This is a genomic window from Oceanispirochaeta sp. M1 (assembly GCF_003346715.1).
GTDB lineage: Bacteria > Spirochaetota > Spirochaetia > DSM-2461 > DSM-2461 > Oceanispirochaeta.
The window spans coordinates 72,468-88,091 of the sequence record NZ_QQPQ01000011.1 but is presented as its reverse complement, the minus strand read 5'-3'; the positions used below and the strand labels follow the sequence as shown (position 1 = coordinate 88,091).

Here is a 15,624-nt window from a genome sequence, read left to right as displayed (position 1 = left end):
CAGTTTTAGTAAAAATCCAGATACCGCAAACAGCACAAAGACTCAGTTACAAGCTGCAAAATCCCACTGTTCCAAGAAGCCCGAATCCCGTACAATTCCCCTATGAAAGAATCACCTGTTATAAGCATAAAAGAAAAACATCTACCCGGATATCCCGGAAGAGGCAGCGGTCCTCTTGTGAACTGGGAATGGAAACCCGGAGAATCCTGGGTGATTCTGGGTGATAACGGCTCTGGAAAGACCCATTTTTCCGAACTTCTGGCCACCGAAATGGATGGATCAGTTGAAAAAGTATCCTTTGAGGAGCTTGAGGAGCTGCTGGAAGAACAGATCAGGCTTGATGATTCTGAAGCTATGGGAAAGATCGATACAGGAACACCCTTATACCGCTACCTGGGGCTGGAGTCTCCCGATGAGCTTCCGGAAAATGCTCCCCCCATGCCAAGGGGACTGGAAAAACTAATGGAAATGGGACTCAGGGTCCTCTCCACAGGTGAAATCAGAAAAACTCTGATCTATAAAGCCATGTTACGCCGCCCGCAGCTTCTAATCCTGGATGAACCCTTTGACGGTCTGGACAGAGCTTCGGTCCTGCAGCTTCAGGAGATGCTGAATCAGATTATAAAAGAGGGCTGGCCCCTGTTGATGATACTCAACAGAAAGAGCGAAATACTTGATATGCACAGCCATATAGGAGTCTTCAGAGATTTTTCCCTTATCTTCAAGGGCTGCCGCTCAGAATGGGAAGAGTTTGAAACCCGTGATGCAGCATCTGGAGAAAGAAATAACAGCCCCATACCTCCTGCCCCTGCAGGGGCCAGCCGCAGCAATGAAGCGCTGCTGGTGGAGATCCGAAATACCACTGTTCGCTACGGTGAAAAGACCATACTGGACGGGATCAACTGGGAAGTAAAAAAGGGGGAACACTGGAAGATCACCGGCCCCAACGGCGCGGGGAAGTCCACCCTTCTCAACCTGATAACAGGCGACCAGCCCCAGGCCTATGCCAATGATATCAGTCTGTTTGGACGGAAAAAAGGGAGCGGTGAATCTATCTGGGAAATCAAGGAAAAACTGGGAATCATCTCCCCTGCCCTGCAGCTGAGTTACAGAGTCAGCCTCACTGCCCGCATGTGTATTATTTCGGGGCTCTATGACAGCATCGGTGTTTATAAGAATATCCATCCCCGAGAGAAGGCTCTGGCTGATTCCTGGCTGCGCAGAATAGGCATGTTTGAGAAGGCTGAAAGCCCATTCGGACGTCTGTCATACGGAGAACAGAGACTGCTTCTGATTGCAAGGGGGCTGATTAAACACCCCCCTCTTCTGATTCTGGATGAACCCTGCCAGGGACTGGATGATAGAAACAGGGAACAGGTTCTGGAACTTCTCGGTAATTTTGCAGGAGAGTCGGAATCGACCCTCCTTTATGTGACCCATCATGAAGAGGATAGAATCCCCCATATCGACAGGCATCTGCAGTTCTGTCCGGGGAATGAAAAGGAGAGCAGTTTTACATTGACTGCAGACGGCGTTCCACTTCAAGGATAACAGAATCGGGAGTAGAGGCTCCTGCACTGAGTCCGATGGTTTCAAAGCCGCCAACTTCATCGGGTATTTCCGAAACATCCTGAATATGCCAGCAGGGTATACCCGTCTCATGGGCAGTCATATAAAGGCGCTGAGTATTGGCCGAATCCCTGCCTCCGATAATCAGACAGGCATCCACTCTGCCGCAGAGATCCACAAGGGATGCCTGCCTTTTGCTGGTGGCGGAACAGATACTCTCAACAATCTTCAGTTCATCACAGTTTCTCTGCAGCACTGCACAGACTTTATCGTATTCATCCTGCTTAATCGTAGTCTGGCTGATCACCATGACCTGTCCAGAGAGTTTCAGCTTTTCGGCTTCTTCTGGTGAACTGATCACAATTGGATTATCCGCATAGCCTGCAAGACCGCGAATTTCTCCATGATCTGCATCTCCAACAATGACAGTATGGTAGCCCAGAGAGGCATATTTTCTGACAGTTTTCTGAGAGGCGATAACCTTGGGGCATGTTCCGTCCATGATTCTGCTGCCCTGAAGTTTTAGTTCCTCTTTTATCTGTAGAGGAATACCATGGGCCCTGATAATAACCCGGCAGTCCGAGGGGACTTCATCGGGAGACTCGACAGTCTTCACACCCCTTGCGGCAAAGTCGGCCACCACCTGGGGGTTATGGATTATAGGACCCAGGGTATATACCCTGGAATCATCAAAGTTTACTGCATCTTCAAGAGTTCCCACGGCTCTGCGGACTCCCAGACAGAAACCCATCTCATCTGCTCTGATTATTTTTTTAATTTTACTCATGCTGCCTTATTATGGAATGTACACATAGACTATGTCATCCCCTCCAAGATCAAGATGATAACTTTCCAGTTTCAGATTTTTATCTGTAGAACGAATGAGCAGAACCCTTCGGCTCTGATAGATATAGGGAGATGAAAGCCGCTTTATTAGGAGATCAAAACTGCTGTTCTCCACGGAAAAACGGCTGATATTCCAGACTTGGAATCCATTTGACCAGGGAGTCAGAGAGAAACTTCCATCCAGATCATAGGCAATTTGAGGAAAACGTTCATCATCAATGGCCTGCATCAACTCTCTCCGCTCTTCTGGTGTAAACCGTCCGGAACCGTAAGGATAGGCAAGGGTCTGCAGCTTTACCGGATATCCCAGATAGGAACTGATAATCCTGTCGGTCTCTTTAATCTCCTGAAAAAGCTGCTCACCCGACATCTCTTCCCGAAAAGTATGTGTCAGGCTGTGATGTCCCAGATAAAATTCCTTCTGAGCGTATCGGATCTTGTCACGGACCACATTGATACCTTCGTAGGGGAAACCCGGATTTGACTGACCTCCAAGCTGCCTGAAAGGAATAGCATCAAAGGACATATAAAAAGTAAAGTTGTAATGATTCCCTGATTTGGGAAAATAACGGGTAAAGATGGATGCCAGACAGTCCGGCTCAAGTGACCAGTTTCCAGGATTCCCTCCCGAGTCATAGACAGACATGGTCTGTTCATCCCAGAGGATCTGTGTTGCTCCCGCATCATCGGCACCGATTACAAAGGGTTTCATTCCCGAGGGGATGACAGAAAAGTCTCCAGCTGCAAAATCCCTGTCAGACATGGGATAATACCCTTTGGATTTTAAAGCGGCCATTAGATGATGAACCCTGTTGAGACTCAGTTCATACCTTGAATCCTCTCCAATTCGGTGAAAACACAGCACAGGGATTTCACCGCTTCGCCGTCTGTCATAGAATACTGTACTGTATCTGTTTTCGCTTACAACAGGGGAATCGTAGCCCAGTCTTTCAATTAAAAATGACTCAGGATTCTTTTCTTTGAGAGAACGGACAAAAATAAGGCGCACAGGATTGCCCTCACCGTCCATCATGATCCGGTAGAGATTTCCCCCGGTACGGGCACTTACGGGAACCACTGTTCCCGCAAGCAGAATATATAAAATAATTGAGATTTTTCTAAAATTACTGATCAATCTTTTTCAATTTCTAAGGGCAGATCAGAGAGAAGATAGAGTCTCAGCAGCCTGAAGTCCCAGTTCGGATGCAGGAGCAATATCCTTAGCCTTCTGAAAGGATGTCTTTGCTTTCTGCTTATCTCCACTACCAAGAAATGCTGTACCCATGAGGTAGTTAAGCTGCTGTGCTTCCTCAGTACTAAGTGAATCTGAATCAACACTATTCAGTACAGTAACCGCATCATTATAATCCAGTGAGCGGATCAGAAGATCGCCCATTCTTACAGCATAGGTACCCTGATACTCGGTCTCAAGATAATCCAGCTCTACATCCTGAAGCATCTTTAAATAAGATCTTTTCTGTCCAAGCTGTTCATAGCAGATTGCGGTAAAGAGCAGACAGTTCTGATCTTCAAAAAAGTCCCAGCCCTCTTCAAAATTTATAAGTGCCTCTTCAAAGTCACCCTCAGCCATGGATTCCATTCCGGCTTCCAGATAGGTGTAGGCATCTTCCATACCTGTACCGTCTGATGTAGATGCTTCTGCACCACGCACACCCATGGTCGCTTCATGCTGCCATTTTTCATGACCAGTACTTAAAGTCAGTTTCTTTTTCAAGTCAAGGCTTGCGGTCTGTACAGAAGAACTTCCCTTAACCAGATCCTGAACATTATAGGTTCCGTCTCTTGTGAGAGAGACAACAGCATCACCAACCAGTAGTTCCGCATATCCGTCATCCGATAGTTTCAGTTTTGCAGTTAATGCAACTTCATCACCTATACCGATCTCTTCCCAGGAACCTGAGATCTGAACCTCCAGAACTCCTTCCAGATAATCAATATATGTATCGTCAGCACTCAACAAAACCGGCAGACAGAGTAGTGCAATAAATATTAGTACAAAGATCCTCTTCATTTTACAGCCTCCAGGCAGTTAAATAACATACCTTTACAACTCCATTATACATACAAAATATGAATAATACACGTGACACAGGTCTGTTTATTATTAATTTTACAGGAAAGAGCCCTCTCTTGAGAGGCAGCAGCTGAGAATCCTGATGCAGCAGCACAGATAAGCTCCAGGTCTCTGGAATGGATCAGCATTTAAAGTCTATAATGCTGACTAAATATAATTCATATAAATAATGAGGATTTTTATGTCAGACGATAAAAAAGTCATTTACTCCATGGTGGGAGTCAGCAAGAGTCATAATCAGAAGATAATTCTTAAAGATATCTATCTTTCCTACTTTTATGGAGCCAAAATCGGGGTTCTCGGTCTCAACGGTTCAGGTAAGAGTACTCTCCTCCGTATTCTGGCGGGTGTAGATCAGGAGATTACAGGTGAAACTGTACTTTCCGATGGATTCACAATCGGCTACCTGGAACAGGAGCCTCAGCTGGATCCCGAAAAAACAGTCCGTGAAATTGTTGAAGAGGGAGCACAGGAAACTGTAGACCTCTTAAAAGAATATGATGATATCAATGCCAAATTTTCAGAGCCTATGAGCGATGACGAGATGACCGCACTTCTTGATAAACAGGGGAAAATTCAGGACCGCCTGGAAGCCCTGGACGGATGGGAGCTGGATTCCCGTCTTGAGCTGGCCATGGATGCACTGCGCTGTCCTCCCGAGGATGCAAAAACAGGACTTTTGTCGGGTGGAGAAAAAAGAAGAGTAGCTCTGTGCCGCCTCCTCCTTAAAAAACCCGATATTCTATTGCTGGATGAGCCCACAAACCACCTGGACGCAGAATCTGTTGCCTGGCTGGAACATCATCTGCAGCGTTATGAAGGGACTATTATAGCCGTTACCCATGACCGTTACTTCCTGGATAATGTGGCCGGCTGGATTCTGGAACTGGACAGAGGACAGGGAATCCCCTGGAAGGGTAATTACTCTTCATGGTTGGATCAGAAACAGAAACGTATGCTCCAGGAAGAGAAAAAGGAAAGCCAAAGACAGAAAACTCTGAAAAGGGAACTGGAATGGATTCAGATGGGAACTAAAGGACGTCATACCAAGTCTAAGGCCCGTATAAACTCATATGAACAGCTCCTTAATCAGGACAACGATGCAGCGACCAATGATCTGCAGCTCTTTATTCCTCCCGGGCCCAGACTGGGAAGTGTTGTTATTGATGCAGAAAATATCAGTAAGGGCTTTGGAGAAAGACTTCTCTATGAGAATCTCAGCTTCAAACTCCCTCCAGGGGGTATTATTGGTATCATCGGTGCAAACGGTGCCGGTAAAACAACCCTGTTTAAAATGATCACAGGTGAGGACAAACCGGATTCCGGAAGCATCCGACTCGGTGAAACAGCAAAACTTGCCTATGTGGAGCAGACCAGAGCCAATCTGGACCCGGAAAAGTCGGTATGGGAACAGATATCTGATGGTCTGGATATCATCAAACTGGGAAAAAGAGAGATGAACTCACGTGCTTTTGTCAGCCAGTTCAACTTTCTGGGTTCGGACCAGCAGAAAAAGGTCGGTGTGCTGTCCGGTGGTGAAAGAAACAGAATAAACCTGGCCATGATGCTCAAGGAAGAGGCCAATGTCCTCCTTCTGGATGAGCCTACCAATGACCTTGATATAAATACAATCCGGGCCCTGGAAGACGGTCTTCTGAACTTTGCGGGCTGCGCCGTCGTCATCAGCCATGACCGCTGGTTCCTGGATAGAATTGCCACCCATATTCTAGCCTTTGAGGGCGACAGTAATGCCTACTGGTTTGAAGGTAACTTCTCTGAATATGAGGAGAACAAAAAGAAGCGTCTTGGAATAGATGCGGATCAGCCTCACCGGATCAAGTACAGGAACCTGACCAGAGACTGAGTGAAACACGGCAATACTGTATCCTTTCACATCTTAGGTGAAAGGATACAATATCTCAATTCTCCATGTCCTGAGTATTATCAGAGAGAAGTTTTTTCTCATCCTTGTTAACCTGAAAATAGTTGATTATACCCAGCATCCCTTTAGCGGACTGAGATAGCTGCAGCGCAGTGGCAGAGAGCTCTTCTGATGATGAAGCATTCAGCTGTATAACTTTATCCAGTTCCAAAAGGGCCTGATTAATCTGTGAAGCTCCGGATTTCTGTTCAATACTCGCCACACTTATTTCTTTAATCAAATCTGTAGTTTTATTAATCTCAAACACGAGATTACTGAGTAGACTGCTGCTTTTTCCGGCATTTTCCATTGTGCGGGAAGATAGTTCCATTATACTTTTCGCCGCGGATTTACTTCTTTCTGCAAGTTTTCTGACTTCCGATGCGACAACGGCAAACCCTTTACCGTGTTCGCCGGCTCTGGCAGCTTCTATAGCTGCATTAAGAGCAAGTAAGTCTGTCTGCCTGGCGATTTCCTCAATGATGGATATTTTCTCTACAATTTCCTTCATAGTTTCGACGGCACTATTCATGGATTCACTGTTTGTTCCGGCATCCTGAGAATTCTTCATGGCAATTACTACTGTCTGTTGTGAATTATCAGCATTCTGCATTATTACAGAGTTCATCTCTTCCATGGAGGCTGAAACCTCTTCTGATGAGCTGGCCTGTTCAGTTGCTCCCTCAGCAATCTGCTGTGAAGATATATTAACCTGATCACTGCTCACTGTCAGATCTTCTGCTGATTCCTTGATATTTCCCGCTATTGATCTTAAGGAAATGATCATTTGATTGAGGGCCTTTGTCAGATCTCCAAATTCATCTTTACTGTTCAGATAAATTTCATTGGGCATTACAGTAAGATCACCCTTACTGATTGACTGACTGAGATAAACAGCCTCATCTATCGGCTTGAGCATACGTGAAAGAATCAAGATAATCATGACACTTAAGAGAAGTACTGTAATAATTGAAACAATAATAAATATTACCAATTGATCTCTGATAGGCTGAAGGATTTCTCCTTTATTTACAAGCAGAAAACTAATCCATCCGGTTTGTTTGATTCTGTCTGTGAAAAGGACATAATCCTTACCATCCATACTGTATTCGATCCTTGTTACAGTACCCGAGGCGATATCTTCGAGGGCATTCTTTAATTCTGACGGAAATAAATCACTTGAACCAATGCTTACTTCCATAATCAGGTCATCATCGGGATGAGCTATAATCAATCCATCGCTGTCTGAAAGGTAGGCTTCACTCTCCACATCCAGTTTAAGAGTTCCGATGAGTTCCTGTATTGTCGAAATTGACAGGTCGATTGCAGTGGCTCCCAGGAGCTTTCCGGCTTCAGTAACCGGAGTTGCAGCAGTGACAACAAGTTCTCCTGTAATACCGTCTATATAGGGTGCGGTTAATACTGTTCCACTGGAGTTGATTGTTTTCATATACCAGCCTCTATTCCTGAGATAATATGATTTTCTACCGGACCAGGATTCAGGATTTGTATAAAACTCCTGGGTTTGCTCCACCGATAAATAAGTAAGAAGCAGTGCATCATCGTTAGTCGTAATATTATCCGTGGTCTGAATAACATCTTTATACCGTTTCATAAGCTCCGGATCTCTTATCGTGTTTTCATCGGCCTCCGGAATAGTCGCCGCCAGCTGCCTGATATCTGTGGGCAACTCATCAAACTGTCTCTTTTCTTCTGCTTCAGACAAAGGCGGTGGTGTAAGATAGTAGGACCTTTGAGTAGTGTCTTCCATAAATTGTCGAATATTAGAATCCTGAGCCAATACTTCGGGTATAATCATTTTCTCCTGAAGATATCCCTCTACATCATTTATTGTTGCATTCAACCTGGCTTCAGCCTGAGCATAGGTTGTATCTATCAATGTTTTCGTAAATCTTGAGAATGTAATTATTCCGTTAATTGCAAACAACAGAATAACAATCAGAGTTATCAGGGCAGGTAATTTAATTTTAATTGAATGAAAATTCATGACACCATCCTCGTATAATACTTAGCATATATAATAACTTATATCTTATTTAATAATGACTGATTGCATATTATTTTTCAATGATATTCATATCAATTCTATTTTTAATTAATTTCAATATCAATCACCGATCACTAAGCCTGATTTATAACCCTGTCCACTGCTTCTGAAAGACTTTTCAGTGTATAAGGTTTCTGAAGAAATTCTTTTACTCCCAGATCAATAACTTCCAATACTCTGCTGTCCTGACGATATCCTGAAGTTAAAAGTACTTTGAGATCAGGATATGTTTCCTTTAGAATCATCATAATTTCCTTACCCGACATTTCAGGCATAAGCATATCAAGAAATACCAAATCAGTTTCCTCTGCATGATTCTTGAGATATTCCAAAGCTTCAATGCCGTTAATCACAAGTGTCACTTCATATCCGCATGTTTGCAGCATCTCTTCTGCTGCAATTCCCAGTATTCTTTCATCCTCGACAATAAGAACTCGTCCTATTCCTTTACGCAGGATTGAATGATCTGATTGAATCTCTCTTTTTTTAGATTCATCCTTAAACGGCAGAAAAACTGAAAAAACGGTCCCTTCCCAGGGGGTAGATTTAAGCTCAATGTACCCTTTAAGGGACTTGATGATATTGTAGGACATGGACAGACCCAGGCCCACTCCAAAACCATGCTCCTTGGTCGTATAAAAGGGATTGAATATTTCATTTTTTTCATCAGGGCTGATGCCAATCCCTTCATCCTTTACCTTGATACACCAGAACTGCATATGCTGATCATCCGGAATATTCAGAACAAAGTCCTGGATATTCTCAATAAACTCGATCTCAATTGAAAGTGTTCCTCCCCATTTCTGCTGATCCTTTTTCATTATTGTCATGGCATGCTCTGCATTCACACAAAGATTGAGTATGACCTGTTCCAGCTGGAGGGAATCTGCAAATACATTTGCCGGAGCAGCAGTATAATGAGGTTCCAGACGTATTGATTTATCAAATGAATACTGGCAGACCTTAATTACATCTTTAATCACATTATTGAGATTAACCGTAGAAAGTGACATTTCATGTTTTCTGGAGAGATACAGCAGATTTTTAACAACTCCTGTTGCCCGGATACCGCTTTGCTTAAGAATAGCTATATACTCCTGCAGCTTTTCCGGTTCAATAGTCTGTTTTTTTTCAATAGTGTATTCCATCAAAGATACAGTTGAAGTAATCCCACCCAGAATATTATTGAAATCATGAGCTATTCCCCCGGCGAGAGTCCCGACAGTTTCCATTTTCTGGGTCTGAATGAGTTGCTCTTCCACAGATCTCAAATCAGTAATATCCAGAATGAAACCATCAATAAAAACAAGCTCCCCCGTATTAGAGTAAATTGGCTGTCCCCTCTCCTGAACCCATCGAATAGAACCGTCAGAATGGTTGATCCGGTAAATAATTTCAAATGGCTCCTTCAGAAATAGACTGTTGTCAATTGTCTCTTCAACTGAGATGCGGTCATCCGGGTGTATTATCGATTTGAACACATCGATGTTTCTTTCAATAAAATCTGACGGAGTTAAGCCGCTGATATTGAAAATATAATTACTGATATAGATCAGGGTCATCTCTTTATCTAATTGAGAGCGATAAACTATTCCGGGAAAATTATCGACAAGGGATCTGTATTTATTTTCACTGATTTTTAAAGATTTTTCTGCTGCTTCACGTTGTTTAAGTTCATTCTGAAGCTCTGAGGTTTTCATTAAAACCTTTTTTTTAAGAGATTGATTCCAGATAAGAATAAAAGAAATTACAAGAACTATTCCTGTAATAATAAAAAGGGCATAGATTTGAAACTTCCGATTACTGATAAGCCTTTCTGATTCAATATGAACCCAGTTGTCATGAATACTTTTCTTCTGCTCATCCGTAATAACAGCAAGAGCCTTGTTTAATATACTCTGCAGCTCAGGCCAGTCTCTTCTGACCCCGAATGCCAATGGACTATTTAAGTCTGTTTTTCCAGCCAGGCTTAAATTGGAATACCCGCCTTCTTCAATGGCATAGATTATGGTAGTAATGAAACCGACAAAAACATCGACTTCTCCAAATGAAACCAACTCTATCCCTTTCTGAATACTATCGACCGGGTAAAGGTCATAACCTGGATAATGTAATTTAAGATAATCATGGGTGATATATCCTGAAGCAACCCCTACCTTTTTCCCCTCCAGATCATCTAAGGTTAATTTATTTGTATCGCCCTTCTTAACAACTATTACAGTCTGATATTGAATAAAAGGTTGCGTAAAGAGCATATATTCAGAACGGGAATCATTTTCTGCTGCCGCACCCAGCATATCAATTTTTCTGCTGCGAAATTGCTCAAGAACCTTCTCCCAGTTCGGCAGCTTGACTATTTCAAATTGTATGGGAATTATGTTTTCAATGACTTCAATGTAGTCTGCCGCCATACCTATATATGAACCGTATTCATCAAATGATTCAATTGGAGGGAAGTAAGGATCCGGGCCTAAACGGACTACAGGATGTTCTTCTATCCACAGAATTTCCTCTTCTGTCAGGTTGAGATTGATTTCCCTGCCAAAAGACTCAGAAATGCTGAGCTGTGTAATAATAATTACAAGAAAAAGGAGTTGGATTCCCCAAGGATTTTTATGATGCATATTCTAATGATACATCCTGACACAATCATTAACAAATAAACCAAACGCTGAAAACAAGAAAATTATAAAAAAAACAAGAAAATAAGATTCAGATAAGATTCAGATAAGAAAAAAATCCCCGGAAACCGAGGATTAAATAACTATTAGAATTCAGAGTTTTAAATAAAAGGGACGGATCAGCTCTTCATGCTTCCCGCCTGGCGGGAACGGTTTACCTTTTCCATAGTCTTATAGTAATCCGCATTTTTCTTCACTTCACGCAGATCATCTATAAAGAACTTGTTATCTATAATCTTGAATTTCTTGTTATCCATCAGCTTCCGCAATGCCTGTGCACCGGCTTCTTTAGTCAGACCGACGATATTTACAAGTTCCTTAGGCCCATAGGGATAGGTATAGGAACGCTTTGATTCGGGATCAATTCTGTTCTTTTCCAGCTCAAGGAGCAGTGTATCGTACATACGGCCTGTGAGATCACCGATCATGGTGTTCTCAAGCTGTTTATAGATAGACCAGATTCTTTCTGCCAGGAGAACTGTCAGTCTGGAAATAATCTTGGGCTGTTCAACTACCATGCTCTTGAAGTTACTTCTGTTTACAGCCATCAGAACAGCTGTTTCGTGGGCTATGGCCGATGCAGAACGGGGTTTATTTTCAAGAAGGGCCATCTCACCGAAAATGTCTCCGGGTTTCAGAAGGGCCAGCATTACTTCGTTGTTATCTACAATCTTGGTAATCCTGATACTTCCCTTCTGGATGATGTAAAGTTCTGGACCGAACTCACCTTCACTGAAGACCATTGTGTCCTTGGGATACTGCCGGATAAACTCATTTGATTTCTCAACATCCAGATAGGCCACTGTTGCATAGGGTTTGATTTTTTCCATCTTCATGCGGGCTTCTTTTACATGATCTCCCTGAGGACAGTGTCTAATATACTGATAATAGGAATAGAAGGCCTGATTATACTGATTCTGCTTGATGTAATACTCGGCAACCTGAAACAGGTGCGGAGGTTCGATCTCTGCAGAACTTTTGAAAGTCATCCGTGTAAGAGCCTCATCAAGCATCCTCACCTTGCGGGAGAAACCATTGATGATCTTCATGGCAACAGGGGTGTTCCGTTCAATCAGGAGTGAATACTGATCCTTCCTGACCGAAATCAGAGTCACGTCTGTTAACGCTCTTGCCGTCTCGAGGTGGTTATGGGCAGCCATTGTGGATACAACACCGAAAAAATCACCGGGTTTGAATACTTCACCCCCTGACTCTTCTTCGATTTCGAATTCCTTACCGCAGTGTACATGTCCACTTCGAATAATGTAGAACTGCTCGGCCTGTTTCCCTTCAACTGTGATGTAGGCGCCTTTCTTAAAACTGACAAGGCCCAACTGCAGTGGATTATTCATCCCTACTCCCATAAAAAACTATAAGCTGATACCGGCGGAAATTCCTCCCCGCCGTGTAAATTCTTGTTAGAATATTAGTTATATATCGGAAAATCCTCACATAAAGATTGAACCTTTTTACCGATTTCGTCAATTTTATTTTTTTCTCCGCCACTTTTCAGGATAGAACAGACATATTCAGCGACCTTTGACATCTCCCCTTCCTTCATTCCTCTGGAAGTTATAGCCGGAGATCCGATTCTGACACCTGAAGTAATAAAGGGACTCTTCGTATCAAAGGGAATGGCATTTTTATTGACTGTAATGTGTGCCATATCCAGCCATGCTTCTGCTTCTTTACCGTTTACTCCAAGAGGAGTAAGATCAACCAGCATAAGATGATTGTCTGTACCACCGGAGACGATGCGCACACCGCCGTCAGTGAGAGCTTTTGACAGAGCTGCAGCATTTTTCACAACCTGTTCCTGATAGGTTTTAAAATCAGGCTGCAATGCTTCTTTGAAAGCAACTGCTTTTGCTGCAATGATATGCATCAAAGGACCGCCCTGACATCCAGGGAAAATTGCTCCGTTTACAAGCTCGGACCAGTTCTTCACACGCCCGGATTTGGGAGCAATAACACCCATATCATTTTCGCCGTCTTTCCCCATAAGAATCATACCGCCCCGGGGTCCGCGGAGAGTTTTATGAGTAGTGGTTGTTGTGAAATGAGAAGCCGCCAGGGGTGAGGGATGACAACCTGCTGCAACAAGACCGGCTATGTGAGCCATATCTGTCATCAGATAGGCGCCGACTTCATCAGCAATGGCTCTGAAGCGGTCAAAATCCAGTGTTCTGGCATAGGCAGATGCACCGGCAATAATCATTTTAGGTTTACACTCTTTTGCAGTTTTAAGGAGTTCATCAAAATCGATGGTTTCACTCTCTTTATCCACACCGTAGCTCACAATATTGTAAAGCTGACCGGAAAAATTGACAGGAGAACCGTGAGTCAGGTGACCTCCGTGAGCCAGATTCATACCCAGAACAGTGTCTCCGGGTTTACAGACTGATAGATAGACACCCATATTGGCCTGTGAGCCGGAATGAGGCTGAACGTTGGCATATTCACAGCCGAAGATCTCTTTAGCTCTGGCAATTGCCAGGTCTTCCGCTTCGTCAACAAATTCACAGCCGCCGTAGTATCTTTTACCGGAATAGCCTTCTGCATACTTGTTTGTAAGAACGGAACCAGCCGCCTCAAGCACTGCTTTGGATACAATGTTCTCTGAAGCGATAAGCTCCAGATTTCCCTTCTGTCTGTTCAGTTCACGACCCATGGCCGCAAACAGTTCCGGATCAAAATTCTGTAATTCAGTCATCCACCCAACTCCTAATTAAATATACACTATCAAAACCTATCAAGTCTTGTTGATTTAACAATTTACACTATCGGCTCAGAGCCGAGGGATCTACAGACGCTCATTAAAGCCGAAGAGCTTAGGGCATTATACCAATATCTTTCCAACTTATGGAACAGCTTTCCAGGTTTCCTATCCATTCGGCATATGTATTCTGTCTGCTGTAGGAAGCACGGCTGTTTGTGCGGCCCGTATCTGTCAGGGGAGGATAACGCTGCTCTCCCCTGCTGAATGAGATATAAGAGGCATCAAGAAAACCGAAGCCCCCGGGGAAATCCATAGAATTCCCATCATTGTCAGCAGTTCCGGAGGCAATTTCCAGAAGAGAATCTGAGGCAGCAGCATCAACTGGGAACCAGCCGCATTCAGGTAGATAGATTTCTGCCCAGTGATGTGAGATTCCTATTTCAGAGTTATCAGAATACCAGACTCCTGAAACGACTCTTGAAGGGATCTCCACAGAGCGGCAGAGTGAAACATACAGGGAGGCATATCCCAGAGAGTCTGTTTTTTTGGTTTTCAACCACATGGCGGCTTCTTTTTCAGGATTTTCCAACTCAGGTTCCAGCTTCCATATTACATAGTCAAACAGGAGTGAAGCCTTTTTGAGGGGATGTGTCTCCCTCTTAACCACTGCCAGAGCTGTTCTTCTGAAATCCGAAGCCGGCAGAGAAGGAGTATCTTCAAGCCAGTCTTCAAGCATGGAGATATTATTATATTCACGGGGAATATCAGACTGACTCAGATCATAGCTGATACTCCTCAGTTCCAGGTCATACTCATTTTTCAATACCAGGGTTTCGCCACTTTCAAGTTCTTCCAGCAGAAGGTATCCAGCTTCCCCAGGGGGAGAGTCAAGTTTCTGCCCCATCCTGTTTTGAGGACGGGGTACCCTGAGGGCCAGTGCGTTGCCGGGCAGAGCCGCTATATGGGAAATGATAATGTCCTGACTGATATGCAGCTTTCGAGAATCCGAGAGGATGAGACCTTCGGGCTGCAGCACTTCAATACTGACCGGATTACTGAATCCCGAGGCTGTATGCAGATAAACAGGGCCGCTTTGAGCTTCCTGAGGCAGAAAGAAAGAGAGTCCGTCATTCTGCCAGGAATAGATATGATCTTCAGGAACCTCTGTGAAGTTCTCCACTTCGGGAACATCCAGCAGATCCGCTGCTGCTTCGGCTGCGATACTGACCAGAATACGGCTGCCCTTTTTCCGGGAGCCCATCTTATCTCCCTTGAGAATGACAAGATCTCCGGGATGGAAACTGCTGTTATTGATCCCGGAAAGAAATGGTTTACCCGGCAGAAATGCTCCGGCGGCCAGATCAGGAACCCTGTCGGAAAGGACAAAAAGAGCTCCGTCGCTCCTGCCGCCACCGGTCTCTATAGAGATTAGGCCGGAACTATTCAGAGGAGGGACACGGAGTTTTATCATGTTCTCTGACCACGATTCTACAAATGAAGTTGTCAGAGTGTTGTTATCAAGAAAAACCTTACCCCTGCTTATGCCGAAGTTCCGGCCGTTTACAACCATAAGATCACCCGGGCTTACCCTGGTAGGTTCAAGAGAATGAATAACTGGAGCTGTTCTGGAGATAGCCAGACTCAGTGAAAACAAAAGAATGAGCGACGCAAAAATGGCGCCCGGTATTATATGATAGAGGACACTATTCTTATTCATGGAACTTC

At 43.9% G+C, this 15,624-nt stretch carries 10 protein-coding genes; 2 read left to right on the top strand and 8 right to left on the bottom strand.

The window, feature by feature from the left end:
- Positions 1-102 precede the first annotated feature (102 nt).
- On the top strand, positions 103-1,551 hold the full coding sequence (locus tag DV872_RS09715; protein ID WP_114629733.1) for an ATP-binding cassette domain-containing protein: 1,449 nt from the start codon (positions 103-105) through the stop codon (positions 1,549-1,551).
- Here the strand turns inward: DV872_RS09715 and ispH are convergent.
- Genes ispH through DV872_RS09700 form a run of 3 tightly spaced genes read right to left on the bottom strand, consistent with a single transcriptional unit; the run spans position 1,514 to position 4,447 of the window.
- Complete coding sequence (gene ispH / locus DV872_RS09710) at positions 1,514-2,356, bottom strand: 4-hydroxy-3-methylbut-2-enyl diphosphate reductase (protein ID WP_114629732.1); 843 nt, start codon at positions 2,354-2,356, stop codon at positions 1,514-1,516. The genes DV872_RS09715 and ispH overlap by 38 nt on opposite strands.
- Before the next feature lie 9 nt (positions 2,357-2,365).
- On the bottom strand, positions 2,366-3,550 hold the full coding sequence (locus DV872_RS09705) for a polysaccharide deacetylase family protein (RefSeq protein WP_114629731.1): 1,185 nt from the start codon (positions 3,548-3,550) through the stop codon (positions 2,366-2,368).
- 24 nt (positions 3,551-3,574) lie between these two features.
- The gene (locus DV872_RS09700; RefSeq protein ID WP_114629730.1) at positions 3,575-4,447 is read right to left on the bottom strand and encodes a tetratricopeptide repeat protein; all 873 of its coding nucleotides are present in this window, start codon (positions 4,445-4,447) and stop codon (positions 3,575-3,577) included.
- Between the two features lie 244 nt (positions 4,448-4,691).
- Here DV872_RS09700 and ettA point away from each other — a divergent pair, with 244 nt between their 5' ends.
- Positions 4,692-6,374, top strand: a complete 1,683-nt coding sequence (gene ettA / locus DV872_RS09695; RefSeq protein WP_114629729.1) for an energy-dependent translational throttle protein EttA — start codon at positions 4,692-4,694, stop codon at positions 6,372-6,374.
- A 55-nt stretch (positions 6,375-6,429) separates the two neighbouring features.
- Here the strand turns inward: ettA and DV872_RS09690 are convergent, their stop codons facing one another.
- From DV872_RS09690 to DV872_RS09670, 5 genes are all read right to left on the bottom strand, one after another.
- Positions 6,430-8,439 (bottom strand): methyl-accepting chemotaxis protein, encoded by a 2,010-nt coding sequence (locus DV872_RS09690; RefSeq protein ID WP_114629728.1) that lies wholly within the window; start codon positions 8,437-8,439, stop codon positions 6,430-6,432.
- A 134-nt stretch (positions 8,440-8,573) separates the two neighbouring features.
- Positions 8,574-11,123: a transporter substrate-binding domain-containing protein gene (locus tag DV872_RS09685; RefSeq protein WP_114629727.1), complete on the bottom strand. Its 2,550-nt coding sequence runs from the start codon at positions 11,121-11,123 to the stop codon at positions 8,574-8,576.
- Positions 11,124-11,299: 176 nt separating this feature from the next.
- Positions 11,300-12,532 carry a Crp/Fnr family transcriptional regulator gene (locus DV872_RS09680; protein WP_114629726.1) on the bottom strand — a complete coding sequence of 411 codons (1,233 nt, stop codon included), beginning with the start codon at positions 12,530-12,532 and terminating at the stop codon, positions 11,300-11,302.
- Positions 12,533-12,606: 74 nt separating this feature from the next.
- Positions 12,607-13,893: a serine hydroxymethyltransferase gene (gene glyA, locus DV872_RS09675; protein ID WP_114629725.1), complete on the bottom strand. Its 1,287-nt coding sequence runs from the start codon at positions 13,891-13,893 to the stop codon at positions 12,607-12,609.
- 118 nt (positions 13,894-14,011) lie between these two features.
- Positions 14,012-15,616: a transglutaminase domain-containing protein gene (locus tag DV872_RS09670; protein ID WP_114629724.1), complete on the bottom strand. Its 1,605-nt coding sequence runs from the start codon at positions 15,614-15,616 to the stop codon at positions 14,012-14,014.
- Positions 15,617-15,624 lie beyond the last annotated feature (8 nt).

What these genes read in the sequence shown, in the direction of transcription:
- DV872_RS09685 (WP_114629727.1), bottom strand. Translation starts at nt 11,123, where the DNA reads ATGCATCATAAAAATCCTTGGGGAATCCAACTCCTTTTTCTTGTAATT.
- ettA (WP_114629729.1), top strand. Translation starts at nt 4,692, where the DNA reads ATGTCAGACGATAAAAAAGTCATTTACTCCATGGTGGGAGTCAGCAAG.
- ispH (WP_114629732.1), bottom strand. Translation starts at nt 2,356, where the DNA reads ATGAGTAAAATTAAAAAAATAATCAGAGCAGATGAGATGGGTTTCTGT.
- DV872_RS09715 (WP_114629733.1), top strand. Translation starts at nt 103, where the DNA reads ATGAAAGAATCACCTGTTATAAGCATAAAAGAAAAACATCTACCCGGA.
- glyA (WP_114629725.1), bottom strand. Translation starts at nt 13,893, where the DNA reads ATGACTGAATTACAGAATTTTGATCCGGAACTGTTTGCGGCCATGGGT.
- DV872_RS09690 (WP_114629728.1), bottom strand. Translation starts at nt 8,439, where the DNA reads ATGAATTTTCATTCAATTAAAATTAAATTACCTGCCCTGATAACTCTG.
- DV872_RS09670 (WP_114629724.1), bottom strand. Translation starts at nt 15,616, where the DNA reads ATGAATAAGAATAGTGTCCTCTATCATATAATACCGGGCGCCATTTTT.
- DV872_RS09680 (WP_114629726.1), bottom strand. Translation starts at nt 12,532, where the DNA reads ATGAATAATCCACTGCAGTTGGGCCTTGTCAGTTTTAAGAAAGGCGCC.
- DV872_RS09700 (WP_114629730.1), bottom strand. Translation starts at nt 4,447, where the DNA reads ATGAAGAGGATCTTTGTACTAATATTTATTGCACTACTCTGTCTGCCG.